This is a genomic window from Ruegeria sp. CDSB029 (assembly GCF_059611125.1).
In genome coordinates, this window is the sequence record NZ_JBXWOX010000001.1 from 145,208 (window position 1) to 169,940 (window position 24,733).

The 24,733-nt window shown below is 57.8% G+C and carries 25 protein-coding genes; 12 read left to right on the plus strand and 13 right to left on the minus strand.

The genetic code is table 11. The features are described 5' to 3' along the window. Both AC2FI8_RS00730 and AC2FI8_RS00735 read left to right on the plus strand, forming a co-directional pair. Window positions 1–945 carry a LysR substrate-binding domain-containing protein gene (locus AC2FI8_RS00730; protein ID WP_282168505.1) on the plus strand — a complete coding sequence of 315 codons (945 nt, stop codon included), beginning with the start codon at window positions 1–3 and terminating at the stop codon, window positions 943–945. A gap of 103 nt (window positions 946–1,048) precedes the next feature. Next, entirely contained in the window at window positions 1,049–2,479 is a 1,431-nt protein-coding gene (locus tag AC2FI8_RS00735) for an NAD-dependent succinate-semialdehyde dehydrogenase (protein WP_496776472.1), read from the plus strand. A gap of 30 nt (window positions 2,480–2,509) precedes the next feature. Here AC2FI8_RS00735 and AC2FI8_RS00740 read toward each other — a convergent pair whose 3' ends face one another. Next, on the minus strand, window positions 2,510–3,118 hold the full coding sequence (locus AC2FI8_RS00740) for a TetR family transcriptional regulator C-terminal domain-containing protein (RefSeq protein ID WP_496738714.1): 609 nt from the start codon (window positions 3,116–3,118) through the stop codon (window positions 2,510–2,512). Window positions 3,119–3,289: 171 nt separating this feature from the next. Between AC2FI8_RS00740 and AC2FI8_RS00745 the strand changes: the two genes are divergently transcribed. The 9 genes from AC2FI8_RS00745 to AC2FI8_RS00785 all read left to right on the plus strand — a co-directional run bounded on the left by AC2FI8_RS00745 (window position 3,290) and on the right by AC2FI8_RS00785 (window position 12,162). Next, a complete protein-coding gene (locus AC2FI8_RS00745; RefSeq protein WP_496776474.1) occupies window positions 3,290–4,540 on the plus strand; it encodes a Zn-dependent hydrolase in 1,251 nt (416 codons plus the stop codon). A 74-nt stretch (window positions 4,541–4,614) separates the two neighbouring features. Then, on the plus strand, window positions 4,615–6,069 hold the full coding sequence (gene hydA, locus AC2FI8_RS00750) for a dihydropyrimidinase (RefSeq protein WP_496766709.1): 1,455 nt from the start codon (window positions 4,615–4,617) through the stop codon (window positions 6,067–6,069). 55 nt (window positions 6,070–6,124) lie between these two features. Continuing rightward, window positions 6,125–6,919 (plus strand): ABC transporter ATP-binding protein, encoded by a 795-nt coding sequence (locus tag AC2FI8_RS00755; RefSeq protein WP_496766707.1) that lies wholly within the window; start codon window positions 6,125–6,127, stop codon window positions 6,917–6,919. Then, entirely contained in the window at window positions 6,912–7,844 is a 933-nt protein-coding gene (locus tag AC2FI8_RS00760) for an ABC transporter permease (RefSeq protein ID WP_496766705.1), read from the plus strand. The genes AC2FI8_RS00755 and AC2FI8_RS00760 overlap by 8 nt, the downstream gene beginning before the upstream one ends. Next, window positions 7,841–8,686, plus strand: coding sequence for an ABC transporter permease (locus AC2FI8_RS00765; RefSeq protein WP_496766702.1), 846 nt, complete (start codon window positions 7,841–7,843; stop codon window positions 8,684–8,686). Before AC2FI8_RS00760 ends, AC2FI8_RS00765 begins: the two co-directional genes overlap by 4 nt. Before the next feature lie 56 nt (window positions 8,687–8,742). Further along, window positions 8,743–9,732 (plus strand): ABC transporter substrate-binding protein, encoded by a 990-nt coding sequence (locus AC2FI8_RS00770; RefSeq protein ID WP_058274243.1) that lies wholly within the window; start codon window positions 8,743–8,745, stop codon window positions 9,730–9,732. Between the two features lie 153 nt (window positions 9,733–9,885). After that, window positions 9,886–10,599, plus strand: coding sequence for an ABC transporter permease (locus tag AC2FI8_RS00775; protein ID WP_496766699.1), 714 nt, complete (start codon window positions 9,886–9,888; stop codon window positions 10,597–10,599). Next, a complete protein-coding gene (locus AC2FI8_RS00780) occupies window positions 10,592–11,326 on the plus strand; it encodes an ATP-binding cassette domain-containing protein (RefSeq protein ID WP_496766697.1) in 735 nt (244 codons plus the stop codon). The genes AC2FI8_RS00775 and AC2FI8_RS00780 overlap by 8 nt, the downstream gene beginning before the upstream one ends. A gap of 20 nt (window positions 11,327–11,346) precedes the next feature. After that, window positions 11,347–12,162 (plus strand): ABC transporter substrate-binding protein, encoded by an 816-nt coding sequence (locus AC2FI8_RS00785; RefSeq protein WP_496776476.1) that lies wholly within the window; start codon window positions 11,347–11,349, stop codon window positions 12,160–12,162. A gap of 4 nt (window positions 12,163–12,166) precedes the next feature. Here AC2FI8_RS00785 and AC2FI8_RS00790 read toward each other — a convergent pair whose 3' ends face one another. The 11 genes from AC2FI8_RS00790 to AC2FI8_RS00840 all read right to left on the minus strand — a co-directional run bounded on the left by AC2FI8_RS00790 (window position 12,167) and on the right by AC2FI8_RS00840 (window position 21,762). Beyond that, window positions 12,167–13,039: a substrate-binding domain-containing protein gene (locus tag AC2FI8_RS00790; RefSeq protein ID WP_496776478.1), complete on the minus strand. Its 873-nt coding sequence runs from the start codon at window positions 13,037–13,039 to the stop codon at window positions 12,167–12,169. Next, window positions 13,040–13,165, minus strand: a complete 126-nt coding sequence (locus tag AC2FI8_RS00795; protein WP_496776480.1) for a hypothetical protein — start codon at window positions 13,163–13,165, stop codon at window positions 13,040–13,042. A gap of 14 nt (window positions 13,166–13,179) precedes the next feature. After that, a complete protein-coding gene (locus tag AC2FI8_RS00800) occupies window positions 13,180–14,442 on the minus strand; it encodes a c-type cytochrome (protein WP_496776482.1) in 1,263 nt (420 codons plus the stop codon). After that, the gene (locus AC2FI8_RS00805) at window positions 14,443–15,642 is read right to left on the minus strand and encodes a formate dehydrogenase subunit gamma (RefSeq protein ID WP_496776484.1); all 1,200 of its coding nucleotides are present in this window, start codon (window positions 15,640–15,642) and stop codon (window positions 14,443–14,445) included. Window positions 15,643–15,669: 27 nt separating this feature from the next. After that, the gene (locus AC2FI8_RS00810; protein ID WP_496733019.1) at window positions 15,670–16,020 is read right to left on the minus strand and encodes a putative quinol monooxygenase; all 351 of its coding nucleotides are present in this window, start codon (window positions 16,018–16,020) and stop codon (window positions 15,670–15,672) included. Window positions 16,021–16,131: 111 nt separating this feature from the next. After that, a complete protein-coding gene (gene fdh3B, locus AC2FI8_RS00815; protein ID WP_058273836.1) occupies window positions 16,132–16,725 on the minus strand; it encodes a formate dehydrogenase FDH3 subunit beta in 594 nt (197 codons plus the stop codon). Window positions 16,726–16,736: 11 nt separating this feature from the next. Next, window positions 16,737–19,631 carry a formate dehydrogenase subunit alpha gene (locus AC2FI8_RS00820; protein ID WP_496704357.1) on the minus strand — a complete coding sequence of 965 codons (2,895 nt, stop codon included), beginning with the start codon at window positions 19,629–19,631 and terminating at the stop codon, window positions 16,737–16,739. A gap of 128 nt (window positions 19,632–19,759) precedes the next feature. Then, a complete protein-coding gene (locus AC2FI8_RS00825) occupies window positions 19,760–19,948 on the minus strand; it encodes a ubiquinol-cytochrome c reductase iron-sulfur subunit N-terminal domain-containing protein (RefSeq protein ID WP_108858848.1) in 189 nt (62 codons plus the stop codon). Between the two features lie 62 nt (window positions 19,949–20,010). Further along, complete coding sequence (locus tag AC2FI8_RS00830) at window positions 20,011–20,622, minus strand: TorD/DmsD family molecular chaperone (protein WP_496776487.1); 612 nt, start codon at window positions 20,620–20,622, stop codon at window positions 20,011–20,013. A 4-nt stretch (window positions 20,623–20,626) separates the two neighbouring features. Beyond that, entirely contained in the window at window positions 20,627–21,211 is a 585-nt protein-coding gene (locus AC2FI8_RS00835) for a DUF3306 domain-containing protein (RefSeq protein WP_496776489.1), read from the minus strand. Beyond that, entirely contained in the window at window positions 21,208–21,762 is a 555-nt protein-coding gene (locus tag AC2FI8_RS00840; protein ID WP_496776491.1) for a DUF3305 domain-containing protein, read from the minus strand. The genes AC2FI8_RS00835 and AC2FI8_RS00840 overlap by 4 nt, the downstream gene beginning before the upstream one ends. A 263-nt stretch (window positions 21,763–22,025) precedes the next feature. Here AC2FI8_RS00840 and AC2FI8_RS00845 point away from each other — a divergent pair, with 263 nt between their 5' ends. Continuing rightward, complete coding sequence (locus AC2FI8_RS00845; protein WP_496776493.1) at window positions 22,026–23,978, plus strand: 4Fe-4S binding protein; 1,953 nt, start codon at window positions 22,026–22,028, stop codon at window positions 23,976–23,978. On the opposite strand, the gene AC2FI8_RS00850 is transcribed toward AC2FI8_RS00845, so the two are convergent. Then, the gene (locus AC2FI8_RS00850; RefSeq protein WP_496776495.1) at window positions 23,972–24,700 is read right to left on the minus strand and encodes a c-type cytochrome; all 729 of its coding nucleotides are present in this window, start codon (window positions 24,698–24,700) and stop codon (window positions 23,972–23,974) included. The two genes, AC2FI8_RS00845 and AC2FI8_RS00850, sit on opposite strands and share 7 nt — an antisense overlap. Between the last annotated feature and the right edge of the window lie 33 nt (window positions 24,701–24,733).

Consider the following 24,733-nt stretch of genomic DNA (forward strand, 5'->3'; position numbering starts at 1 on the left):
ATGGTGGGACGTCACTCACGCATCGTCGATCGCGCCCTGACCCGGCTGAAACTGCGCCAACTGCGCCTGCTGGTAGCGGTGGGAGCCCACGGTAACATCCAGAACGCTGCACGCGAGCTGGGCATCTCGCAACCGGCCGCAACCAAGATGATTCAGGATCTGGAACTGGATTTTGAGGTCAAGCTGTTTAGCCGGACCAATCGGGGTGTGATTCCGACCGTGTTCGGAGAAACTTTGATACGTCACGGCAAGCTAATCTTTGCACAGGTCTCGAACGCTGCGCAGGAACTGGATGACCTGAACGAAGGCAATGCAGGCCGCGTGGTGGTGGGCACTTTGTTGGCGGCTTCAACCAGCCTGCTGCCGGCGGCCATTGAAATCCTTTTGGCTGACCGCCCGAATGTGGCGATCAAGATCAACGAGGGCACGAACGAAGTCCTGATGCCGAGGTTGCTTTCGGGCGAAATCGACATGGTAGTCGGGCGGCTTCCCTCTCATAGGCACCGTGACAAGATCAGGCAGGAAAAGCTGTTTGAAGACCGCATTCTGGCGATTGTCGGCAATCAGCATCCTCTTGCGGGTCGCCCGGATGTTTCCTTCGCTCAGACCAAACCCTTTGGCTGGATCGTCCCGCCGCTGGAAACCACATTGCGGCGTCAGCTGGATCATTTCTTTGTTGGCCAGCAGCAATACGTTCCGCCCGTGACGATCGAATCCGTATCTTACCTGACCAATCGTGCTTTGCTGCAGTCGCGCGATCTGATCGGGCTTATGCCGGCCGAGGTCGTGTCGCAGGACATCGCCCACGGCTACCTGTCGCCATTGGATTGGGATGTCCCATTTGGGCAGGGGCCGATTGGTGTCTCATTCCGGGCGGATGATGATCTTTCCCCCGCTGGCCGGGCCTTTAAATCGGCGCTGCATCAGGCGGTGAAACAGAAATGAGGTCAGGTATTCGTCAAATTGATATCAGTATTCACCCAATTCACTTGAAGTAATGCCAGCCATTGCGTGATTTGAAATGGTCAAACTTGGAGGCAACGGTTTCATGTATCCTGAGCTCAAGCTGTTCATTGCAGGCAAATGGCGCACAACCAGCCGCGACATTCCGGTTGTGAATCCAGCGACCGAGGGCGAAATCGGGCGTCTTCCATGCGCCTCAAGGCAGGATCTGGATGACGCCCTGGAGGCTACAGTCCGAGGGTTTCGCGTATGGAGTCGCACCTCACCGCGCGAACGTTCCGACACAATTCTGCGCGCTGCTGCGCTGATGCGGGAACGTCAGGAAGAGATTGCCCATGCTATCACCATGGAACACGGCAAGCCGCTGAAGCAGGCCAGGCTTGAGGTTATCCGAGGGGCAGAGTTTTTTGAATGGGACGCGGGCGAGGCGATGCGGACCTATGGGCGGGTCATCCCTGCGGCTCCGGGTCACAAGCTTTCCGTTCATCACCAGCCTATCGGTGTCGTCGCGGCCTTTTCACCCTGGAACTTCCCGATGAGCCAACCAGCACGAAAAATTGCCGGAGCACTGGCTTCGGGCTGCTCGATCATACTGAAGGCGGCAGAAGAAACACCCGCCGGGGCAATACATATTGCAAAAGCCTTTGAAGATGCCGGTCTTCCTTCGGGCGTCCTGAACCTGGTGTTCGGAGAGCCGGCAGAAATCTCAGACCACCTCATCCCGCAGGATCCTGTAAGGCTTGTGGCTTTCACCGGCTCAACCGCTGTAGGGCGGCATCTGACTACCTTGGCATCGGAACACATGACTTCGGTGCTGATGGAACTTGGTGGCCACGCGCCTGTAATTGTCTGCGAAGACACAGATGTGAAAGTGGCCGGGATCTCAAGCGCAGTTCGAAAAATGCGCAATGCCGGGCAGGTGTGCACTTCGCCCACAAGGTTCTTTGCGCACGAGAGCATCTTTGACGATTACGCCACAACTTTCGTTGAACGCGCTGCAGCAACTGTTGTCGGAAACGGCATGGACCAAAATGTGGAAATGGGGCCTTTGGCAAATGACCGGCGGGTGCCTGCACTGATCGAATTGGTGGAAGACGCCCGTGAAAAGGGCGCGACGGTTGCCACGGGTGGCGCCAAACATGGCGACAAAGGGTACTTCTTTCAGCCCACCGTCCTGCTGAACGTGCCCGACAACGCCCGGATCATGCAGGAGGAACCTTTTGGTCCGGTGGCTGTGATCAATCCGGTATCCTCACTGGATGATGCAATCGCCAAAGCAAACTCGGTGCCCTATGGGCTGGCCGGTTACGCGTTCACAAATCGCGCGGACTATATCGACCGGCTGATTGATGAGGTTGAGGTTGGTAACCTGTCGATCAACACGCTGGAGGCTTCCATGCCCGAAACCCCCTTTGGTGGGGTGAAATCCAGCGGTTATGGTCGCGAAGGCGGCACCGAGGGGCTGGACAACTACATGGTTGTCAAGAATGTGTGGCATTCCGCCAATATTACCTGAGAATAGGGACCGCCGAAAAAAGCGGTTCTTCTATGGCGTAAGAAGTTTCCGATACAGCGTGTCGATAAACGGTTCGGCCCCCTCAAAGGGATCTTCGTCACCCAGAATGGCACGGACCTGAACGTCGAAGTCGGCGTAATGCTGTGTCAGCGCCCAGATTGAAAAAATCAGGTGATGGGGGTGCAGGCGCGCGATTTTGCCCTGATCCATCCACTGTGTGAGTATTGCCGTCTTCTCATCCACCAGAGATTTTAGGTCGTGCGACAGAGATTCGTGGATGCGCGGAGCGCCTTGAACCAGCTCGTTTGCAAATAAGCGGCTTTCGCGCGGCAGATCTCGGCTCATTTCCAGCTTGCGGCGGATATAGGCGAGGATTTCTTCCATCGGATCGCCATCCGCGTCCAGATCATGCAGTGGGGCAAGCCAGACCTCCAGCAGGCCTGACAGCAGGGCTGTGTGGATCGCCTCTTTCGACGGGAAATAATACAACAGGTTCGGCTTGCTCAGCCCGGCCTCGGTGGCGATTTGATCGACGGTCGCCCCACGAAAACCATGCGCCGAAAACACGTTCAGTGCGGCTTCGAGAATCGCGGCGCGGTTCTTTTTCTGAATTCGGGTCGGGGCGCGGTCTTTGGGCATGTTTCCTGACTGTCTCATTTTCCGCCAAGCGGGCACCAAATATGTCGAATTTTCCGGCGGCACCATGCAATTTCTTGACTGATGTCGAACCCGTGATAGCGTGAGTTTGACCAGATGGTCAAATCAAGACACCAAAAGCGAGCCAAATCGCAAGCAACAGGGAAGAACAAGATGGCAGCTCCGGCGCAAAACCTCAGGATCAATGGCGACAGACTTTGGGACAGCCTGATGGAAATGGCCAAGATCGGCCCCGGAGTTGCGGGCGGCAACAACCGCCAAACCCTGACGGATGAAGATGCCGAAGGGCGCGCCTTATTTCAAAAGTGGTGCGAGGATGCAGGCTGCACCATGGGGTTGGATCAGATGGGCAACATGTTTGCTCGCCGCGAAGGAAGCGACCCCGAGGCGCTGCCCGTCTATGTCGGCTCGCACCTGGATACGCAGCCGACCGGTGGCAAGTATGATGGTGTTCTCGGGGTGCTTGGTGGGCTGGAGATCATTCGTACGCTCAACGATCTGGGGATCAAGACGAAGCATCCAATCATCGCGACCAATTGGACCAATGAAGAGGGCACTCGGTACGCACCGGCAATGCTGTCTTCGGGCGTGTTTGCAGGAATGCACACGCAGGACTGGGCCTATGACCGTGAAGATGCCGAGGGCAAGAAGTTCGGGGATGAATTGCAGCGTATTGGTTGGCGGGGCGACGAGGAAGTCGGTGCTCGGAAGATGCATGCCTTCTTTGAGTTGCATATCGAACAAGGCCCAATCCTTGAAGCCGAGGGCAAGGATATCGGTGTTGTGACACACGGGCAGGGCCTGAGCTGGACCCAAGTCACCGTGACCGGCAAGGACGCTCATACCGGCTCGACTCCGATGCCAATGCGCAAGAACGCTGGGCTGGCGATGGCGCGCATTCTAGAGAAGGTAGACGAGATAGCGTGGTCCCACGCACCTCACGCTGTTGGCGCAGCTGGGCACATCGATGTTTATCCAAACTCTCGTAACGTGATCCCCGGCAAGGCTGTGTTCACGGTCGATTTCCGTTCGCCCGAGCTGGATGTCATTACTGATATGGAAAACCGTCTGCGCGTGGCAGCTGAGGACATTGTCGATGAGATGGGCCTGCAGATCGAATTTGAAAAGGTTGGCGGGTTTGATCCGGTGAAATTTGACGATGGCTGCGTTGCAGCGGTTCGCGATGCGGCAGAGCGGCTGGGATACTCGCATACCGATATCATCTCGGGAGCAGGGCATGATGCCTGCTGGATCAACCGCGTGGCGCCGACTGCGATGGTCATGTGCCCGTGCGTTGACGGATTGAGTCACAACGAAGCCGAAGAGATCAGCAAGGAATGGGCCGCGGCAGGTGCGGATGTCTTGCTTCACGCCGTCGTCGAAACTGCAGAAATCGTTGAATAAAAGGGAATCGGCCTGACCGCCGGGTTCTCACATCAAAACAACATGAGGCGCAAAGCGCCCGCAGGGAGAAAAACATGTCTACTGTGATCAAGAACGGGACCGTCGTTACCGCCGATCTGTCCTACAAAGCAGATGTCAAAGTCGAGGACGGTGTTATCACTGAAATCGGTCTGGGTTTGAAGGGCGACAAGGAACTGGACGCCACGGGCTGCTACGTCATGCCCGGCGGGATCGATCCGCATACACATCTTGAGATGCCCTTCATGGGCACTTATTCCAGTGACGATTTCGAAAGTGGAACGCGGGCCGCTTTGGCGGGCGGCACCACGATGGTCGTCGATTTCGCACTGCCCAACCCGGGCGAAAGCCTGTTGGACGCGCTGAAGCGATGGGACAACAAATCCACCCGTGCAAACTGTGACTATTCCTTCCACATGGCCGTGACATGGTGGGGGGAGCAGGTGTTCGATGACATCAAGACGGTGATCGAGACGCGGGGGATCAACACGTTTAAGCACTTCATGGCCTACAAGGGCGCGTTGATGGTGAATGACGATGAGTTGTTCGCCTCGTTCAAGCGCCTGTCCGAACTGGGCGGTATAGCGATGGTGCATGCCGAGAATGGCGATGTGGTGGCTGAACTCAGCGCTAAGCTGCTGGCCGAGGGGAACAACGGCCCCGAGGCGCATGCCTATTCCCGCCCGCCGCAGGTTGAAGGTGAGGCGACCAACCGTGCGATCATGATCGCCGATATGGCGGGCGTGCCGCTTTATGTGGTGCATACGTCCTGCGAGGATGCGCATGAAGCGATCCGCCGGGCCAAAATGCAGGGCAAGCGCGTTTGGGGCGAACCTTTGATCCAGCACCTGACATTGGATGAAAGCGAGTACTTCCATCAAGATTGGGATCACGCCGCACGGAGGGTCATGAGCCCTCCGTTCCGGAATAAGCAGCACCAGGACAGCCTGTGGAACGGTCTACACTCGGGCACGCTGAGCGTTGTAGCGACAGACCATTGCGCCTTTACGACCGAGCAAAAGCGGTACGGTGTTGGCGACTTTACCAAAATCCCGAACGGCACGGGCGGATTGGAAGACCGGATGCCTATGCTGTGGACCTATGGGGTGAATACAGGCCGTCTGACGATGAATGAATTCGTCGCGGTGACGTCAACAAACATCGCCAAGATAATGAACTGCTATCCCAAAAAGGGCGCGATCCTTGTTGGGGCAGATGCGGATATCGTTGTGTGGGACCCTGAGAAATCAAAGACGATCAGCGCGGACACCCAGCAATCCTCGATTGATTACAACGTGTTTGAGGGGAAAGAGGTCAAAGGCCTGCCGCGCTTTACCCTGACGAGGGGGCATGTGGCTGTGCATGACGGCGAGATTCGCACGCAGGAAGGTCACGGTGATTTTGTCGCACGCGAACCTAATGGCCATGTGAACAAGGCGTTGAGCACCTGGAAAGAGCTGACCGCGCCTCGACCGATCGAGCGGTCGGGCATCCCCGCGACGGGCGTATGACGCGTGTGGGTCGCCTTTGTGGCGGCCCAAAATCAAATCTTTTCAAGGCTATGGAATGAATACTGAAAGCACTACCCAGCCTGTGATCGAGGCAAGGCAGCTGGATCTGACCTTCCAAACCAATGACGGACCGATTCACGCGTTGAAAGACGTCAACCTGACTGTCGGCAAGGGCGAATTCGTCAGTTTTATTGGCCCCTCGGGCTGCGGCAAAACTACCTTTTTGCGCTGTATCGCGGCATTGGAAACCCCAACGGGTGGAACCCTGACTGTCAATGGCATGACCCCGGACGAAGCGCGGCGGGACCGGGCTTATGGGTACGTGTTTCAGGCGGCGGGTCTGTATCCTTGGCGCACAATCGCTAAGAACATCAAGCTACCACTTGAGATCATGGGGTATTCGGCCGCTGAGCAAGATGAACGTGTGAGAAACGTTCTGGAACTAGTTGATCTTGAAGGATTTGGAGGCAAGTTTCCCTGGCAGTTGTCCGGAGGAATGCAGCAGCGGGCCAGTATCGCGCGCGCCTTGGCGTTTGACGCCGATATCCTGCTAATGGACGAACCCTTTGGGGCGCTGGATGAGATCGTGCGTGATCATCTGAATGAACAGCTTCTGGCGCTGTGGGCGCGGACGGAAAAGACCATCGGTTTCGTCACGCACTCAATCCCCGAGGCGGTCTATCTCAGCACCAAGATCGTCGTGATGAGCCCGCGCCCGGGTCGGATTACGGATGTGATCGACAGCCCTCTGCCGAAAGAGCGGCCGTTGGATATTCGCGACACGCCTGAGTTCATAGAAGTCGCTCATCGCGTGCGTGAGGGCCTGCGGGCGGGGCATACAGATGACTAGTGCAGGGATCAGAGCTGTCTGGGCTGTCCTTACTGTCGTGGGCGTTATTATCCTGTTCTGGTATGCCGCCAGCGTGCCAATGAACATCAAGGGTGTTCTGACGGAATTTGAACGCGCAGGGGAGGCGGTTGATCCGCCCAAGGCGGTTGATCGGCGCGACATGAGCGAGTTTGAGCTGGTATTCGACAATCCTTACGCCATCGATGAGACTTGGGACCAAGACCGACCACGCTTGCCCGCACCGCATCAGGTGGCTGAAGAGTTGTGGGAAACGACAGTCGAGAAGAAAATCACCTCGAAAAGATCATTGATCTATCATGCCTGGGTTACACTCAGTGCCACTATGCTGGGCTTTGCGATTGGCACGGGGTTGGGCATTCTGCTGGCCGTGGGGATTGTGCATAGCCGCGTGATGGACCTGTCTGTCATGCCCTGGGCCATCGTCAGCCAAACCATTCCCATCATCGCTCTGGCACCGATGATCATCGTGGTGCTGTATTCGATCGGCATTCAGGGGATCATCCCCAAAGCAATTATCTCGGCCTATCTGAGCTTTTTTCCTGTCGTTGTCGGTATGGTGAAGGGGCTGCGCAGTCCCGATGCAATGCAACTTGACCTGCTGCGCACCTATAATGCCAGCCGGTCTCAGGGGTTTTGGAAACTGCGTTTGCCGGCCTCGATGCCGTATCTGTTTACCTCATTGAAGATCGGTATCGCAGCGTCGCTGGTCGGGGCCATTGTGGGTGAGTTGCCGACGGGTGCCGTCGCCGGACTAGGCGCGCGGTTGCTGGCAGGCAGCTACTACGGCCAGACGGTTCAAATCTGGTCAGCCTTGTTTGCAGCGGCCATTCTGGCGGCCTGTCTGGTCGGGTTGCTTGGGGTTCTTGAACGCTCGGTGCTAAAGCGGATGGGGATGTCGCAATGATCCTGGTTTTCTTTGCAATCTTCCTGTGGCTTTTTGGGTGGTGGTTGAACAGCCGTCTCGCCAGCGGACCTCAGGCTGACAGCCGCGCAGTTCGGTTTTTGGCCCCGATGATTTTCGGTCTGACCATCATCGCTATGTGGGAGCTGGTGGTCCGGGGGCTCGACGTTCCCTTGGTCATTCTGCCAGCGCCGTCCGTCATTGCGGTGCGATTTGCCGACAGCCTTTCGATCCTTTGGGCCGACTTTGTGCAGACCATCATCAAGGGGGCGCTCAGCGGCTATCTGATAGGCTGTGGCGCTGCATTCCTGATGGCAATCGCTGTGGATCGCTGGGAATTCCTGCGACTTGGGTTGCTGCCCGTTGGGAACTTTGTCGCAGCGCTGCCAATTGTCGGGACCGCGCCCATTCTTGTGATGTGGTTCGGATTCGACTGGCATTCCAAGGCCGCCGTCGTTGTGGTGATGGTGTTCTTTCCCATGTTGGTCAACACAGTGGCCGGGTTGCGCGAGGCCACGGCCATGCAGCGTGACCTGATGGAGACCTATGCGGCGACGTATTGGCAGAGCTTCCTCAAGCTAAGGTTACCTGCCGCGATGCCCTTTATCTTCAACGGCTTAAAGATTTCTACCACCCTGGCATTGATCGGCGCTATCGTGGCAGAGTTCTTTGGCTCGCCCACGCTAGGCATGGGCTTTCGGATATCCACCAGCGTGGGGCAATTGTCGCTGGATATGGTCTGGGCCGAGATTGTGGTGGCCGCTTTGGCCGGGACCGCATTTTATGGTCTTGTCGCAATGATCGAAAAGGCGGTGACCTTCTGGCACCCGTCGCAACGTGGATAAAACAATAATTCAACAGACCCCAAAAGGGGCACCAACAGCAACTAGGAGATATGAAGATGAATAAGCTACTCAGCGGGGCGATAGCCGCCTTTAGTCTGGCCGCCAGTTCGGCTTTCGCTGCGGATGAGGTGACATTGCAACTGAAGTGGGTCACGCAGGCTCAGTTCGCGGGCTACTATGTTGCCAAGGACAAGGGGTTCTACGAGGAAGAGGGGCTGGACGTCACTATTTTGCCTGGTGGACCAGACATTGCACCGACGCAGGTGATCGCAGGTGGCGGCGCTGACGTGACCGTCGAATGGATGCCCGCCGCGCTGGCTGCACGCGAAAAGGGTTTGCCTCTGGTCAATATCGCGCAGCCATTCAAAAGCTCGGGTATGATGCTGACTTGCTGGAAAGATGCCGGGATCGCGGCACCCGAAGACCTTAAGAACCGCACGCTGGGCGTTTGGTTCTTTGGCAACGAATTCCCGTTCATGAGCTGGATGAGCCAACTGGGCATCGACACGGGTGGCAAAAGCGAAAGCGGTGTCGAGGTTCTGAAGCAAGGCTTCAACGTCGATCCGTTGCTGCAGCGTCAGGCCGATTGCATCAGCACCATGACCTACAACGAATACTGGCAAGTCATCGATTCCGGCGTCAACCCGGATGAGCTGGTGACCTTCAAATACGAAGATCAGGGCGTCGCGACATTGGAGGACGGCCTGTATGTTCTGGAAGAGAACCTTGGGGATGCGGCGTTTGTCGACAAGATGGAACGCTTCGTTCGCGCCTCGATGAAGGGTTGGAAATACGCCGAAGAACACCCGGATGAGGCAGCCGATATCGTGCTGGAAAACGATGAGACCGGCGCCCAGACCGAAGAGCACCAGAAACGCATGATGGGCGAGATCGCGAAGCTGACCTCAGGTTCGAACGGTTCGCTGGACCCTGCCGATTTTGAGCGCACCGTTGCCACTCTGCTGGCGGGCGGTTCCGATCCTGTGATCACCAAGCAGCCAGACGGCGCTTGGACGCACCAGATCACGGATGCGGCTCTGAACTGATCCGCTTCGCACTGACTGAAAAGGCGCGGTCCCAATCGGGGCCGCGTTTCCTGGTTCTTATGTCGGAAATGTGTCTGTACTTGAGATCGAAATGGCGTAGAATTCTATGAATAACAGCGCATTTCATACGAAACTGGCGATAGTCCGAATAAAATGCAGGGATTTGCAGCGGAATTCAATACGGCGTTCACTCTGATCCTGAATGGGGATCCAGAGCTTTGGGCGATTGTGCTGCTTTCCCTGAAAGTTTCCATTTTTGCCGTCCTGATTTCTGCACTTATTGGCATGCCTGTTGGCGCTGCGCTGGCTGTTGTACGCTTTCCGGGGCGGCGGGTTTTGATCATTCTTATGAACGCGCTGATGGGGTTCCCGCCGGTTGTCGTAGGCCTGCTGGTTTATCTGATGTTGTCGCGATCCGGGCCTTTGGGCGTCCTTGAACTGCTCTACACACCGACCGCGATGATCATCGCGCAGGTTGTTTTGGTGACGCCCATCGTCGCTGCGTTGACGCGGCAGGTGGTCGAGATGCTGGCCGAGGAATACTCGGAACAGCTCCGATCCTTGGGCGTGTCGCGGCTGGCGTCTGTGCCAGTACTTCTGTGGGATGCGCGGTTGGCGCTGGTCACGGCGTTGCTGGCCGGATTTGGTCGCGCCATTGCCGAAGTTGGGGCGGTCATAATCGTTGGCGGCAACATCAACCACGTGACACGGGTGATGACGACGACCATCGCGTTGGAAACGTCCAAGGGAAATCTTGCGCTGGCCCTGGCGCTCGGCGCGATCCTGATCGGTATTGCCATAGCGGTGAACGCCATGGTCAGCACGCTCAGCCTGCGGGCTGAGAGAGAGGGGTTGCGCCATGCGTGATCTGGTCTCGGAAATGGCGCGGCGCATCACCGTTAATGGATTGCAGATTGCGCGTAATGGCACCGCATTGCTGGACGTTCCGCACCTGACATTGAGCGGGCCGGGGCCGACCTTAATCCTTGGACCGAACGGCGCGGGCAAAAGCCTGTTGCTGCGGTGCCTGCATGGGCTGATTGCGCCGGACAAAGGGTACGTGGAGCAAGATGGAGTTCCTTTGAATGCTGATCACAAGGCCCGGCAGGCGATGGTGTTTCAGCAACCCGTCTTGCTGCGCCGGTCCGTTGCAGCCAATCTGGATTTTGTCCTGAAACGGCAGGGCCTGCAGCGCGTTGCTCGCAAGACGCGTATTGCTGATTTGCTGGCCCAAGGCGGGCTGGAAGGCAAAGCCCGGCAATCGGCCAGATCGCTGTCGGGAGGTGAGGCGCAGCGGCTGGCCATCCTGCGCGCGCTGGCGCTGGACCCGGATACCTTGTTTCTAGACGAACCGACCAGCGCGCTGGACCCCAGCGCCACTCAGGTGATTGAACGCATGATCCTGCGGGCATCAGAAGGGGGGGTGCGCATTGTCATGGTGACCCATGACATCGGTCAGGCGCGCCGGCTGGCATCGGATGTCGTCATGATGCAGGGCGGTCATGTGGTTGAACATGGCGATGCGCGTCAGGTATTGGACGATCCCAAAAGTGATGCCTCGCGCAGGTATCTTGCAGGCGGATTGGTGACATAACAAAAAATCTGGAGTTTAGAATGATCCGGAATTTCATTCGGGCAGCATTGGTTTCACTTGGCTTGTTTTCAGGTCCGGCCATGGCCGAAGAACCATTTATCGTGGTGCAATCAACGACCTCGACCCAAAATTCGGGACTGTTGGATTACATCCTTCCTTGGTTCGAGGCGGAAACCGGGATCGACGTGCGCGTTGTTGCTGTGGGCACCGGGCAGGCGATCCGTAACGCAATCAATGGGGATGGTGACGTTCTGTTGGTCCATGCAAAGGCGGACGAGGAGCAGTTTGTCGACGACGGCTGGGGTGTTGAACGATTTGACGTGATGTATAATGACTTCGTTCTTGTCGGTCCGAAATCAGACCCGGCCAAGGTGAAGGGCGGACCGGATATCGTGGCCGCTTTGACCGCGGTATCTGAGGCCGAAGTTCCCTTTGCATCACGCGGGGACGACAGCGGAACGCATAAGGCCGAAATGCGCCACTGGAACGACGCCGGAGTAGATCCGACTGCGGAATCGGGCACGTGGTACAGGGAAACCGGTTCAGGCATGGGCGCGACGTTGAACGTGGCCAGTGGCATGGATGCTTATACCCTGACGGATCGTGCGACGTGGGAGTCCTTCGGCAACCGTGGAAACCTTGAAGTGTTGGTCGAAGGTGACCCGCGCTTGTTCAACCAGTACGGCGTTATTCTGGTGAACCCCGAAAAACACGCGGGTGTACGGGCGGCGGCAGGGCAGCGGTTTGTTGATTGGTTGATCGGCCCGGACGGGCAGGCAGCCATCGAGGCCTTTGAGTTGAATGGTCAGCAGCTGTTCTTTCCGAACGCGAAATAGGGGATCACCCGCTGGCGCCATTGTGGTGGATCGTTCCCAGACCGGACAGGTCATACCCACCAAACTCATCGGCGCGGGTCAGGAACCGGTCGGACTGCACAAAGCTGAGCAATTTCAGCATCGGGTCATCGAAATAGGCTCGACGCCAAATCGCCAGGTCCAGACGTTCGGTATGCGTGGGAACAAACCCCAGATCGTACAGCCCAGCCAATGCGCCTAGTCCGAACCCGACTTCGGCCTTGTTGTCATGCAGGGCAATGGCCAACTCTTCTTCTGTGCGGGCACAGGTGGGTAGGGTTTCCAGATCTTCGCGCGTCATATCGTGGGCCTTTAGCTGTGCATCGAACAACCTTTGGCTGGCCGCGCTATCTTGGCGTAGGATGATACGTCGGCCTTTTAGCTGCGCAAAACCCTGAATATCCGACGTGCCCGGTGCCAGCAGCAACCCACGCTGCCGCTGCGCGATTTCGAACAGAACGACCGGGGCCTCACCCAAAGCGTCTTTCAGGGTTTGGGTGTTGAACCCGCCATCCTCATGAATGTGCAGCGCTGCCGCCTGCGCGTTGCGGTCTTTTAGACGGGTCAGCCCGTCGAACGAGCCATCATAATAGGTCGCCAGCCCCGAACCACTTTCGCGCAGCGCCCAGTCCAGCAGCGGATCGTGACTGCCAGCGACAATCGGGGGAAGGGGCGGTTCGGCCACTTCCGGGCCAGATCGCGAGGCGTTCAGCCATGCAGTCACCTCGGCCCGCGGGAACAGCAGTTTGCCCATGGCACGCACGCAAGGCACCTCACCCGATGAGGCCAGGTCATAGGCCTTCCGTTCGCCAATGCGCAGCAGATCGGCCAGTTCCTTGGTGGTCAGATATTCGGACATTCAGTCGAGACGCACAGCCGAGCTGGTGCCGGTATCCGCAGCACTGAAACCGATCTGTTGCAGCGTATAAGGCGCGGCGACAGTAATCACCGCCATTACGGCGACAGCAGCTAGAAAGGCTTTCATAGGTCTCCTCCGGCTCAGTTTTCTGGTGCCGTGGCGCGGCGTAGAAAGGCGATAAGGTCGTCCCTGTCCCTGGGTTCGGTGATCCGTTGCATCGGCATCTTCGACCCCGGAATGTAGTGGTCCGGCCCTTCGTCAAACAGAGCGTTTATCGTTTCTTCATTCCAAACGATATCAGAGTCTTGCAGCGTGTTCGAGTAAAAATATTCAGGCAACGTTCCCGATTTGCGCCCGAAAATTCCGTACAGGGACGGGCCTGCGCGGCGTTGCCCGTCGGAGGTCAGGCTGTGGCAGATCGAGCATTTACGGGCAAACTGGCGTTCCCCGTTTTCCATTTCTTCAGGGTTCTTGAGAAAACTAGGTTCATTCGCAGCCATCTGTTCCTGATCGCCAAGCGCGGTAACTGGCCAGCTATACATGGCCTCGTCGATGCCACCCGCATGCAGGTTCTGCCCATCAGGCGAAAAGGCCAGCGCCCAGACCGGGCCGCGTAAGGTGGCCCTGAAATCCTGCGCGATGCGCCATTCGACCGTGTCGATCACCATGATATAGCCTTCGCCGTCTCCGACGGCCAACATGCTGCGATCCGGGCTGAGCGCCAATGCAAGGATCGGTCGACGTTCCAAAGTGAAATCACGCTCGTCGCCAGTTGTCAGGTCGAGGACGCGGGTGACGCCATCAACCGCACCGTAGGCAATCCAGTTATCCCGCTCGTTCAGCACCAGCTCGTTGATACCAAAGCCGTGTTCAACAAACCGGTTGGTTTCCTGCCCGGTGGCGACGTCCCAAATACGCAATGACCCGTCGATGCCCGCGGAATAGAGCTGTGAACCATCGTTCGAGAATTCGACAGCGTTTATACCACTGCCAGTAGGGCCGAGGATCGACGGCGCCGAACCGTCAACTGGCCATAGGCCGATTGTGCCGTCCCAACTGGCCGTTGCCACATGGGTTTTGGATGCGGCCACGCCCACGATCTTGCCTTTGTGCTGACCCACAACCTGACCTTCGGGCCACCGGCGCAATGTAAAGTCATCTCCTGCCGAATAGATCGCGGTGCCGTTGAAAACAACTGAATTGACAGCCGCTTCGTGGCCTTCCAACCATTTTGGGGATTGATCCGTCCAAACACCGACCGAGTTGTCAAAGCTGGCCGTGGCGATCCGACCGTCTGGCGCGGTGGCGATCCCCATGATGGGTCCGCCGTGGCCCTTGAGCGTAAAGAACTCGGCCATTGCGGGCAGGGGCATCAACGCCAGAGCCAGAACCAGCTTGCGCATTTATTCGGCGGGCGAGGCCGCCCCTTCGCTGGCCTCTTTTGCCTGCACCTCTTCCAGCCACAGCGAGTGATGCTCGCGCGCCCATTGTTCTTCAACCTCTCCGGTTCCCATGGCGTCAAACGCGCCCTCCATACCGACCGAGCCCAGATAGATGTGGGCCAGAATGATCGCGATGAACGCATAGGCGACCATGACATGCCAAATCTGGGCGTATTGCATCTCTTCCTGCGGGGACATCTGCACGGGCAGGTTCAAGCCCAGCATTTGCGGAATGCCTGTCGCGTTTGCGATAGAGAAGGTTTTGGCAAACAGCGGCATTTCAAACGGGAACAGCAGCGACAGACCCGACAGGCTGATCGAGACGCCCAGCAGGATGCACAGCCAGAAAATGATCTTTTGTCCGGCATTGAATTTCTTGGCTGGGGGATGGCTGCCTTTGGTGAATAACCCCCCACCAGCAGCGAGCCATTTCAGGTCGGTGCGGTTCGGGATGTTGTGAGAAATCCAGTTCACGGTCACGATGATCAGCCCCAGCATAAAGGCCCAAGCCAGGTTGTTGTGCAGCCATTTGCAGCCCTGAGCGATGGTCGCGAACCCCTCTTTGCCAAAAACGGGGATCAGGAAATCACGGCCATACAAGGTCAGCAGGCCGGTAATGCCCAGGATCAGGAAGGACCCGGCAAACAGCCAATGCCCAAACCGCTCAATCCCGTTGAAACGCAGAATCTTCCGCCCGGTCTTTTCACCATCAATCCTGATCTTTCCGCGGATCAGGAAAAACAGCAGCAACAGTACAAGCATACCGCCGATGATGTAAGATCCGTATTCACGCAAAGGGCCGGTGCGGAAGTTCAGCCACCACATGCCGCCGTCCTGGATCAGTACAGTCGCGGCCGGTCCATGAGATGACACGGTCACATCCGCCAAACCGTAGCGAAGTGCGCGATAGACATCGCTGTCCGAGGTCACACCGCGCGTTCCAAGCTGTCCAAGCAAGCCTTCGGCATTGCCTTGGCCGGAGTTTTCGGACCGATAGCTGTTGTCGACCTTTTCACCACGCTGACGGGCCATGATATCTTGCAGAGTGGTTGCACCGCCTGTGGCGCTGCGGTCAGATTCTGCAGGAACTTCAGTGTTTTCCTGTGCCCAGGCAAAACTGGCAAGGAAAAGTGGTATCAGCAGCATTTGGATCAGGCGCATCTATCGAATCTCCTGTGTCGTACGGGGTTATCGGTCAAAGCCGCCGACTTGTTCGTGAAAAACTGCTCCTACGGGTGTCAGGGTATCGCGCAGGTCATCTTTTGCTGGTCCGTAAACCTCTAACGTGGTGGGGGTGAGAATTGCCAGAAAACGGTCGGCAAAATTCGCTCCGAAGTTCTGCATATGGATCATTGCGTCATCTGAACTGGCGTAGCGTTCATAGATGTGAACAGTCGACCCTGTACGATGCCACTCATAAGATTTCGCACCACTTTCGTTCAGTGTCGCATCCACCATTTCCGCCATCAGCGCATCAAATGCAGCATCCTGATCGGCCTGCAACTCAAGTTTCAGCAGCCAGTAAATATCTTCGGTCATGAAATGCTCCGCGCAGATTGGACATGCAACCTAAGCTCGACCAAATCCCTTTGGTCGCGCTGTGACGGTCCCGTGGATGAACACGGGACCGTCTTTTCTTGTCAGACGGATTTATCCGTCTTTCTGATCGTAGGCTGTGCCCCAACCCCATGCGCCCGAGCCAAACCCGCGCGCCACGACGCGCTCACGGTAGATGGCGGACACAACATCACCGTCGCCGGCGAGCAGGGCCTTTGTGGAACACATCTCGGCGCAGATGGGCAGTTTGCCCTCGGCGATCCGGTTGCGACCATATTTTGCGAACTCTGCGGTCGAGTTGTTTTCTTCGGGACCACCGGCGCAGAAGGTACATTTGTCCATCTTGCCACGTGATCCGAAGTTGCCCGCCTGCGGGTATTGCGGCGCACCGAAGGGGCACGCATAGAAGCAATAGCCACAGCCAATGCACAGGTCCTTGGAGTGCAGGACGACGCCTTCCTCGTTCTGATAGAAGCAGTCGACCGGGCACACCGCCATGCAAGGCGCATCCGAACAATGCATACAGGCCACCGAGATCGAGCGTTCGCCCGGGTTGCCATCATTGATCGTCACCACCCTGCGGCGGTTGATGCCCCACGGCACCTCGTGCTCGTTCTTACACGCGGTTACGCAGGCGTTGCACTCGATGCAGCGTTCAGCGTCGCAGAGAAACTTTGCTCTAGCCATTATCGTTCTCCTTACGCTGCCGAGATCTTGCAGAGAGTACACTTGGTCTCTTGCATCTGGGTCACTGAATCATAGCCATAAGTCTGGGCGGTGTTGGAACTTTCACCCAAGACATAGGGGTCGGCACCAGCAGGGTATTTATTCCGCTGGTCTTCACCCTGAAAATGGCCACCAAAGTGGAACGGCATGAAGGCCACGCCGGCACCGACCCTGTTGGTCAGCATCGCCATCACCTTGACCTTGCCGCCCTCGGGACCTTCGACCCAGACCTGTGCCCCGTCACGAATGCCCAGATTGTTGGCATCGCGCGGATTGATCTCGACGAACATGTCCTGTTGCAGCTCGGCCAGCCACGGGTTTGACCGTGACTCATCACCGCCGCCCTCATACTCGACCAGACGACCAGACGTCAGGATTATCGGATAATCCTTTGAAAAGTCGTTCTTTTGGATCGATGCATAAAGCGTGGGTAGGCGATAGGCCTGACGGTCCTCGTAGGTCGGATAGTCCTCTACCAGATCGCGACGTGGCGTATAAAGCGGCTCACGATGGATTGGGATCGGATCCGGGAAGGTCCAGACAACCGCGCGGGCTTTGGCGTTCCCGAAGGGCGCACAGCCATGCTCGATCGCAACCCGCTGGATGCCGCCGGACAGGTCGGTCTTCCAGTTGGTTTCTGGTCCCGCAACGGCGTCTATGGCCGCGCGTTCTTCGGCGGTTAGATCGCCATCCCAGCCAAGGTCCATCAGCATCTGCATCGTAAATTCAGGGTATCCGTCCTGAATTTCCGACCCGACACTATAAACCCCTTCGGCCAGCAGGTTGTCACCATCGCGTTCCACGCCGAAACGGGCGCGGAAGGTCAGGCCGCCTTCGGCCACCGGTTTGGACATGTCATAGAGGTTTGGTGTCCCCGTATGACCCATCTCAGCCGTTCCCCAGCAAGGCCAGGGTAGACCGTAATACTCGCCGTCGTTGGGTCCACCAATGGCCTGCAGCGTGGTTCTGTCGAACGTGTGCTGGTTGGCCATGTGACTTTTCAGACGTTCCGGTGACTGACCGGTGTAACCGATGGTCCAGAGGCCCGAGTTGAACTCACGTGTGATGCTTTCAACATTCGGTGTTTCCGGGTCGTCCATTTCGATGTTTCGGAACAGACGGTCCGCCCAGCCGAACTTGTTGGCGAACTTGGCCATGATGACCTCGTCTGGCAGACTTTCGAACAGCGGTTCCACCACCTTGTCACGCCACTGCAGCGAGCGGTTCGATGCCGTGACCGAGCCGCGGGTTTCGAATTGCGTACAGGCGGGCAACAGGTAGACACCATCGGTACGGTCATGCAAAACGGCGGAAACTGTAGGATACGGGTCGATCACGACCAGCATGTCCAGCTTCTCCATCGCCGTCTTCATTTCCGTCATCCGGGTCTGTGAGTTGGGCGCGTGGCCCCACAGCACCATGGCGCGGACATTGTTGTCCTGATCCATGTTTGCCGGGTCTTCCAGAACACCGTCGATCCAGCGGGAAACAGGGATGCCGCGTTCGTTCTGAAGCGGTTTGTCCTTGCCTTCCTTGTCCTTGATCGTGGCGAACTGGCCCGCCAGCCATTCGGGCTCTTCACCCCAGACACGTGCCCAGTGACCCCATGCACCTTTTGACAGGCCATAATAGCCGGGCAGGGTGTGGGACAGAACACCAAGGTCCGTTGCGCCCTGAACATTGTCATGGCCGCGGAAGATGTTGGTGCCACCACCCGAGGTGCCCATGTTGCCAAGCGCAAGCTGCAACACGCAGTAGGCGCGGGTGTTGTTATTACCATTGGTGTGCTGCGTACCACCCATACACCAGATCACCGTACCAGGACGGTTGTTGGCCATGGTGCGCGCAACACGCTTCAGCTGCGAACCGGGGGTGCCGGTGACGCGCTCGACCTCTTCCGGGTTCCACTTGGCAACCTCTTCACGGATCTGATCCATGCCCCAGACACGGGTGCGGATGAATTCTTTGTCCTCCCATCCATTGTCGAAGATGTGCCACAGAATACCCCAGACCAAAGCAACGTCTGTACCGGGGCGGAAGCGGACATATTCATCCGCATGCGCCGCGGTGCGCGTAAAGCGCGGGTCGCAGACGATCAGCGGCGCGTTGTTCTGCTCTTTCGCGCGCAGAACGTGCAGCAGCGAGACAGGGTGCGCCTCGGCCGGGTTGCCGCCGATGATGAAGATGGCCCGAGAGTTATGGATGTCATTGTACGAATTGGTCATGGCGCCATAGCCCCATGTGTTCGCGACACCTGCAACCGTGGTTGAGTGGCAAATACGGGCCTGATGGTCCACGTTGTTCGTGCCCCAATAGGCGGCGAATTTGCGGAACAGATAGGCCTGTTCGTTGTTATGCTTCGCAGAACCCAGCCAATAGACGCTGTCTGGACCGGATTCCTCGCGGATGCTCATCATGCCGTCGCCGATCTCGTTGATCGCCTCTTCCCAGCTGATGCGCTTCCACTCGCCGCCTTCCTTCTTCATCGGATACTTGAGGCGACGCTCGCCATGGGCGTGCTCGCGAACTGCGGCCCCCTTGGCGCAATGTCCACCCAGATTGAACGGGCTATCCCAACCGGGCTCTTGCCCGATCCAGACGCCGTTCTGCACTTCGGCGACGACGGTACAGCCGACCGAGCAGTGGGTGCATATGGACTTGATGTTTTCGACGGCCTGATTGGCCGCTGTCTGGGCACTGGCTGGCGTCACGGTTCCACCCGTGGCGCTGATCGCGGCAAGGCCGCCGATCGTCAGGCCCGAGCCACGCAGGAATGCGCGGCGATCGACGGTTTTCTCGCCGACCTGGGACAGGATACTTGTCCGCTGGGGGCGTCTCGCAACCCCGTTGGTCTTTTTCCTAAGCATTTCTTTCCTCCCTTGCGCGCCGTGTGAGCCACGGCTGGCTTGGTACTGCTGGTGCCGACGTCAGGGCCAATCGCAACCGTCAGTCGGGTGTGACCTCGTCCGGGTTAGAACCGGGCGCTGTCGTCGCGCTAGAAGCGTGCGCTTTTCAAGTATGCGCGCGTGTGCGCGGTGTCCTGAATGCGGGTTTCATCCGTAGGCAGCTCGGCTGCCTCGGCTTTTCCGCTCAGGCTGGCGGCGGCAACGGCAGCGGGCGCTGCGGTTCCAGCCAATTTGAGGAAGTCGCGGCGCGTTGCGCCTTCTTCCTTGGTCTTGCTCATGGGTTTCTCCTCTCCCATTTGCAGTGTGACGCCCCATGGGGGCGCTGGCGAATGACAGCGTTTCACGCTGCCGTCATTCGGAAGGCTTCGCGCTCGATCTCCATAAAGATCCGACCGGCTGTGCCGATCGAGGCATAGAGAACCGAGTTTTCGGCGCCTTCCAAATCCGAATAAAAATGCATGGCCCAAGGGCCGATATGTTTGTTCCAGAATGCCCTCTGGTCCTCCAAAGATGCAGCTGCGCCGAAGCGACCAACGATCATGCCCGCCATCATCTCCATCAATGAAGCGATGTTGTCTTCCGGTTCAAAAACATTCCGGGCTCGGGTAATGCCGCGCATCGCCATGTCGTTGCGCAGTTGCGCCAGAGGTTTCTCATTCAGGAATCCAGTGAGGTAGAAGCTGGCGTAAGGTAGCAGCTCGCCGCGTCCCAACCCGATGAACAACGCGTTGAATTCGCGTTCCGCAGCGGCGGGCTTGGTCACTTTGGCGACGCGGGCCATGGCCTGAATGGCCTGTCCAAGATCGGTTTCATCGCCAGTCAGACCGGAAACTTGATCCAGCAGCATCTGATCAGGCGGCGCAGACAGAAGCAGCCCCAGAAAGTTGTAGAAATCCGCGCGCATACGATCCTCTGTCGAGACATTCATCTGTTGCGCTTCACTTGCGGTCATCAGGTTATCCTTCGAATTCAAATTTCATGCGGCGTGGGGCAGGGGTGATTTCTGCATCCTCCGACGCGTCCGGTGTTATTTCAGCCTTAACTATCACAACGGGCTCTGGCGCGGGTTCTGAGGGTGCCACGGGTTCTTCCTGCGGTTCATCCAATTCAAATGCCTCGTCCGCTTCGCTGTCTTCGGCCTCAGCCGCCAGCGCCTCGACATGTGCAAGCATACCTTTTCCAACCTGATATGCGGTCTGAATGTTTTCGATCACGCAGGCGGCGTCGGTATAATCCTCGCCGTAGTCCACAAGGCCATCGACATTGGCCAGAACCGGGTTTAGTCGCCACAGCCGTCGCAAGGCACGACGGCGCAGACGGTCAGGCACCGCCTTGGCCATAAAGCCCGAGACGTCATCGCCCGCCTGCAATTCGTCAGGGTCGGGCAAGTTGAGTTCATTTAGAATCTCCGCATCGGATTTTTCTTCCAGTTTGGCGTGTTGGGCGGCAATGGCCTGTTCTTCAATCGCGATGACCTCGGCCTCGGCTTCCGCCTGTACTGCCGCTTTGCGGCGGGACCAGAAATCGCGGGCTTGGGTCACTGCACGATCCTCCGCGGGGCGCGGTACACGTCTGACTCTTGCCGGATGCGTGCGTCGCCCTTGCCGTTCTCGACCAAATCGATCCGTTTTTTGTCCCGACGGCGTTTCACAAAGACTTCGTCGTTATGATGTTCCAGAGCGAAGTCGCGCACCCAGGCGATCAACCCATCGGTCATCGGAATTTTCTCAACGATCTCTTCACCGGTATCGGCATAGTCCTGACCTTCGAAGGGTGACGCCGTTACCAGCACTGCATCCATCGGCCTTTCGCCATCCAGCGCATCACGAAGGACAAGGTAGATCGACGGCTGGCCGTCCGACAGGTTCACCATATAGGCTTCGGTTTCGTCCGCCCAAAGGGTCAGGGGCAGGGTCGCTGCGTGGTACTCAATGGCCTCGCCTTCACGCCGCATTTCGTGCCAGTCCGCAGGCCCGGCACCGGGCAACACAGCAATGGCGCGCCAATTCCATTTCGCCCAGCGGGTTACACCGGGTGTTTTGCGCACGACGACGCCGATTGGCATTTCAATCTGGCTTGCGGCCTTGGCCACTGGCTCCTCCCCGGAAGGCTCTCCCATGCCTTCCCTGAGGTCCACTATGGTACACAAAGCGCTCAGGTGCCAAGCCCGCTTCGTACGACCTTAGTCGTAATGGCTGGTAGCAAAATAGTGATCCTCGCAAGCGGACACCTTTGTTTATTGTAAAGAATGGGGTTTCCGTGGCCAAATGGCCCGCTGGCCCAAAGGGTTTACATTCCAGCAACGGGGATACAGCCTGAGATGCGAAGAGGTGGAGAAGTATCCGGGGGAGGATCATGGGCACCAAACTACTGTTATGCGATTGCGCCGGGTCTCAACCTCTGAATTCCGACAAGATCGGTTCGGCCTGCGAGATGGAATGTTCCAAGGTTTTCACAGCGCTTTGCACGCGAGAGTTGGAAGCGGCGGCCGCGGAGATACAACAGGGGGACACCATCATTGCCTGCGGACAAGAGCAGGAAGTGTTTCAGGCCCTGGCCAAAGAACTGAATGTGGACGCCCCGGGCTTTGTTGATCTTCGTGACAGGGCCGGGTGGTCTGATGAGGGCGCGGATGCGGCCCCCAAGATGGCTGCCCTGGCCGCCGAAGCCTTGTTGCCGCAGCCGGTGACGCCCAGCGTAGACGTCTATAGCGAAGGCACATGCCTGATCATCGGTCCCGGCGACGTTGCATTTGCACCTGCTGAAAAACTGGCCGTTACACTGGCGGTTACGGTGCTTGTTACAGATGAGGCTGCGCCCTTTTCGCGCGCGTTCGACGTGGTGCGTGGGCGCATCAAATCGCTGAACGGTGCATTGGGTGGGTTTACCCTGCAGCTTGACGCGTTTCAGCAGCTTGAGCCCGGCGGTCGCGGAGCTTTTATGTGGACAGAGGCACGTGACAGGGCACAATCGGGCTGTGACATCGTTCTGGACCTGACCGGCGACACACCCTTGGTTCAGGCACCGGGCAAGCGCGAAGGCTATCTGCGGGCTGATCCCAAAGATCCATTGTCCGTCGAACGGTTGGCGTTTGAGGCGGTTCAATTGGTCGGCACGTTCGAAAAGCCGCTTTACGTGCGGATGGAAGAAACGCTGTGTGCCCATTCACGGGCCGAACAGGTCGCTTGCACGAACTGTCTGGACATCTGCCCGACCGGTGCGATCAAACCTGCCGGTGAGCATGTGGAAATCGACCCCATGATCTGCGCCGGGTGCGGTGAATGCGCGGCGGTTTGTCCGTCAACTGCGATCACCTACGAAGATCCGCCGGTTTCGGCGTTGCTGTCGCGGATGCACATCCTGGCGCGCACCTACCGCCGTGCTGGTGGAGCCGCGCCACGCTTGTTGGTGCATAATGCCCACGGGGCCGAAATGATCCGATTGGCCGCCCGTTTTGGACGTGGCTTGCCTGCCGATGTGGTCCCACTGGAGCTGAGTGTGATTTCAGGCTTTGGCCATGCCGAGATGCTGGCTGCTTTGGCGCATGGTTTCGCGCGAGTGGACGTCTTGCTATCCCCAACGACCGAGCGCGATGCGTTGGACCGTGAACTGGCCTTGGCACAGGCAATAGCGGGGGCGAATGCCCTGGGGTTGTTGGATGAGGCCGACCCGGATGCGCTGTCTGATGTCCTTTATGCGCAAGATGTCCCTCAGCCTTTGGCCGACCCGGTATTGCCATTGGGTAACCGCCGACAGATCGCCCGTTTGGCTGCGCAGGCACTGAACCCCAAAGCTGAAAAGCCGCTGGCCTTGCCGGAAAACGCGCCCTATGGGGCGATCGCTGTCAACACGGATGCCTGTACTTTGTGCCTCAGCTGTGTGTCGCTGTGCCCGTCGGGTGCTTTGATCGATAACCCGGACAAGCCGCAATTGAACTTCCAGCAAGACGCCTGTTTGCAATGTGGGTTGTGCAAAGGCATCTGCCCGGAGGATGCGATTGCTCTTGTCCCGCAGCTTGACCTGAGCGATGCAGCCCTGTCCCAGCAGGTGCTGAATGAAGAGGAGCCGTTTGCTTGTGTAGAATGCGGGGCATTGTTCGGAGTTAAGTCCACCGTGGAACGGATCATGGAAAAGCTTGCGGGTACACATCCGATGTTTGCCACCTCGGACAAGGCGCGGATGATCCAGATGTGTGACAATTGCCGCGTGAACGCACAGTTCCAGCAAGAGGACAACCCGTTCCAGTCTAACCCGAAACCTCGTGTCGTCACGACCGAGGATTATTTCTCAAAACGAAAGGATCACTGAAGCTGTAAGGGCGCACCCAAGTCCGCTGCGGTCATGACCGAGACAAAGGCAAGGATGGCCTCTAGGTCGTCTAGCGTCATCTCGACAGGATAGATGGGTGATGGGCGCTGCGGATCAAACGGAGGTGTCAGCCCGTCGATCTGTGTGAACGAGGGGTGCGGGTTTAGGGCAAAGAACGCCTCAAATCTTTCCGACCAGTCCGGCATGGCGCGCAGCACCGCGAAAGAGGGCGTCGATCCCAGACCATTCATCCGGTTTTTTGGTCCGATCACATGGCACCGACCGCAATGGGTCATCGACAGTTCCTCGCCGCGCAGCGTATCGCCGTCGATCACTGTTTCGGTTTCCACGGCTGCAATGTCGAAGCTGGCCGAGAAGGGCGCGCCTTGCTCTGGCGCATAGCTTTCAACCGTCCGTTTTCCGATATCGGACAGCAGCCAGTCGCGGAATCGCTCATGTTTGACGTCCTCTTCGATCCGAAGGTGATAGATCACACCGTCGCGCGCGAACACAGGATCACCCGGAGGGGCGGTTTCCAGCACCAAAACGCCGGCATCATCTGCAATAACCCGGATCCCGGTCTTGAGAGAAAAGCGAGGAAGGATATGTTGCAGCAGACCAGAGTCAGCAACCTCGTCCGGCGCGGCAAGACCAATCGCCTCTTGCGACCAAGAGGGGGTGGCAGAGAGCGTCAGGCTCAGGCACAAGAGGACAAAGCGCATGCCACAGCCTAACGGCACGGCACCAAATGCGTC

Coding starts and splice junctions, on each gene's coding strand:
- AC2FI8_RS00795 (WP_496776480.1), bottom strand. CDS start 13,165: ATGAAAGCCTTTCTAGCTGCTGTCGCCGTAATGGCGGTGATTACTGTC.
- AC2FI8_RS00770 (WP_058274243.1), top strand. CDS start 8,743: ATGAATAAGCTACTCAGCGGGGCGATAGCCGCCTTTAGTCTGGCCGCC.
- AC2FI8_RS00830 (WP_496776487.1), bottom strand. CDS start 20,622: ATGACCGCAAGTGAAGCGCAACAGATGAATGTCTCGACAGAGGATCGT.
- AC2FI8_RS00765 (WP_496766702.1), top strand. CDS start 7,841: ATGATCCTGGTTTTCTTTGCAATCTTCCTGTGGCTTTTTGGGTGGTGG.
- AC2FI8_RS00745 (WP_496776474.1), top strand. CDS start 3,290: ATGGCAGCTCCGGCGCAAAACCTCAGGATCAATGGCGACAGACTTTGG.
- AC2FI8_RS00790 (WP_496776478.1), bottom strand. CDS start 13,039: ATGTCCGAATATCTGACCACCAAGGAACTGGCCGATCTGCTGCGCATT.
- fdh3B (WP_058273836.1), bottom strand. CDS start 16,725: ATGGCTAGAGCAAAGTTTCTCTGCGACGCTGAACGCTGCATCGAGTGC.
- AC2FI8_RS00785 (WP_496776476.1), top strand. CDS start 11,347: ATGATCCGGAATTTCATTCGGGCAGCATTGGTTTCACTTGGCTTGTTT.
- AC2FI8_RS00775 (WP_496766699.1), top strand. CDS start 9,886: ATGCAGGGATTTGCAGCGGAATTCAATACGGCGTTCACTCTGATCCTG.
- AC2FI8_RS00800 (WP_496776482.1), bottom strand. CDS start 14,442: ATGCGCAAGCTGGTTCTGGCTCTGGCGTTGATGCCCCTGCCCGCAATG.
- AC2FI8_RS00730 (WP_282168505.1), top strand. CDS start 1: ATGGTGGGACGTCACTCACGCATCGTCGATCGCGCCCTGACCCGGCTG.
- AC2FI8_RS00845 (WP_496776493.1), top strand. CDS start 22,026: ATGGGCACCAAACTACTGTTATGCGATTGCGCCGGGTCTCAACCTCTG.
- AC2FI8_RS00820 (WP_496704357.1), bottom strand. CDS start 19,631: ATGCTTAGGAAAAAGACCAACGGGGTTGCGAGACGCCCCCAGCGGACA.
- AC2FI8_RS00850 (WP_496776495.1), bottom strand. CDS start 24,700: ATGCGCTTTGTCCTCTTGTGCCTGAGCCTGACGCTCTCTGCCACCCCC.
- AC2FI8_RS00740 (WP_496738714.1), bottom strand. CDS start 3,118: ATGCCCAAAGACCGCGCCCCGACCCGAATTCAGAAAAAGAACCGCGCC.
- AC2FI8_RS00760 (WP_496766705.1), top strand. CDS start 6,912: ATGACTAGTGCAGGGATCAGAGCTGTCTGGGCTGTCCTTACTGTCGTG.
- AC2FI8_RS00780 (WP_496766697.1), top strand. CDS start 10,592: ATGCGTGATCTGGTCTCGGAAATGGCGCGGCGCATCACCGTTAATGGA.
- AC2FI8_RS00810 (WP_496733019.1), bottom strand. CDS start 16,020: ATGACCGAAGATATTTACTGGCTGCTGAAACTTGAGTTGCAGGCCGAT.
- AC2FI8_RS00825 (WP_108858848.1), bottom strand. CDS start 19,948: ATGAGCAAGACCAAGGAAGAAGGCGCAACGCGCCGCGACTTCCTCAAA.
- AC2FI8_RS00755 (WP_496766707.1), top strand. CDS start 6,125: ATGAATACTGAAAGCACTACCCAGCCTGTGATCGAGGCAAGGCAGCTG.
- AC2FI8_RS00735 (WP_496776472.1), top strand. CDS start 1,049: ATGTATCCTGAGCTCAAGCTGTTCATTGCAGGCAAATGGCGCACAACC.
- AC2FI8_RS00805 (WP_496776484.1), bottom strand. CDS start 15,642: ATGCGCCTGATCCAAATGCTGCTGATACCACTTTTCCTTGCCAGTTTT.
- hydA (WP_496766709.1), top strand. CDS start 4,615: ATGTCTACTGTGATCAAGAACGGGACCGTCGTTACCGCCGATCTGTCC.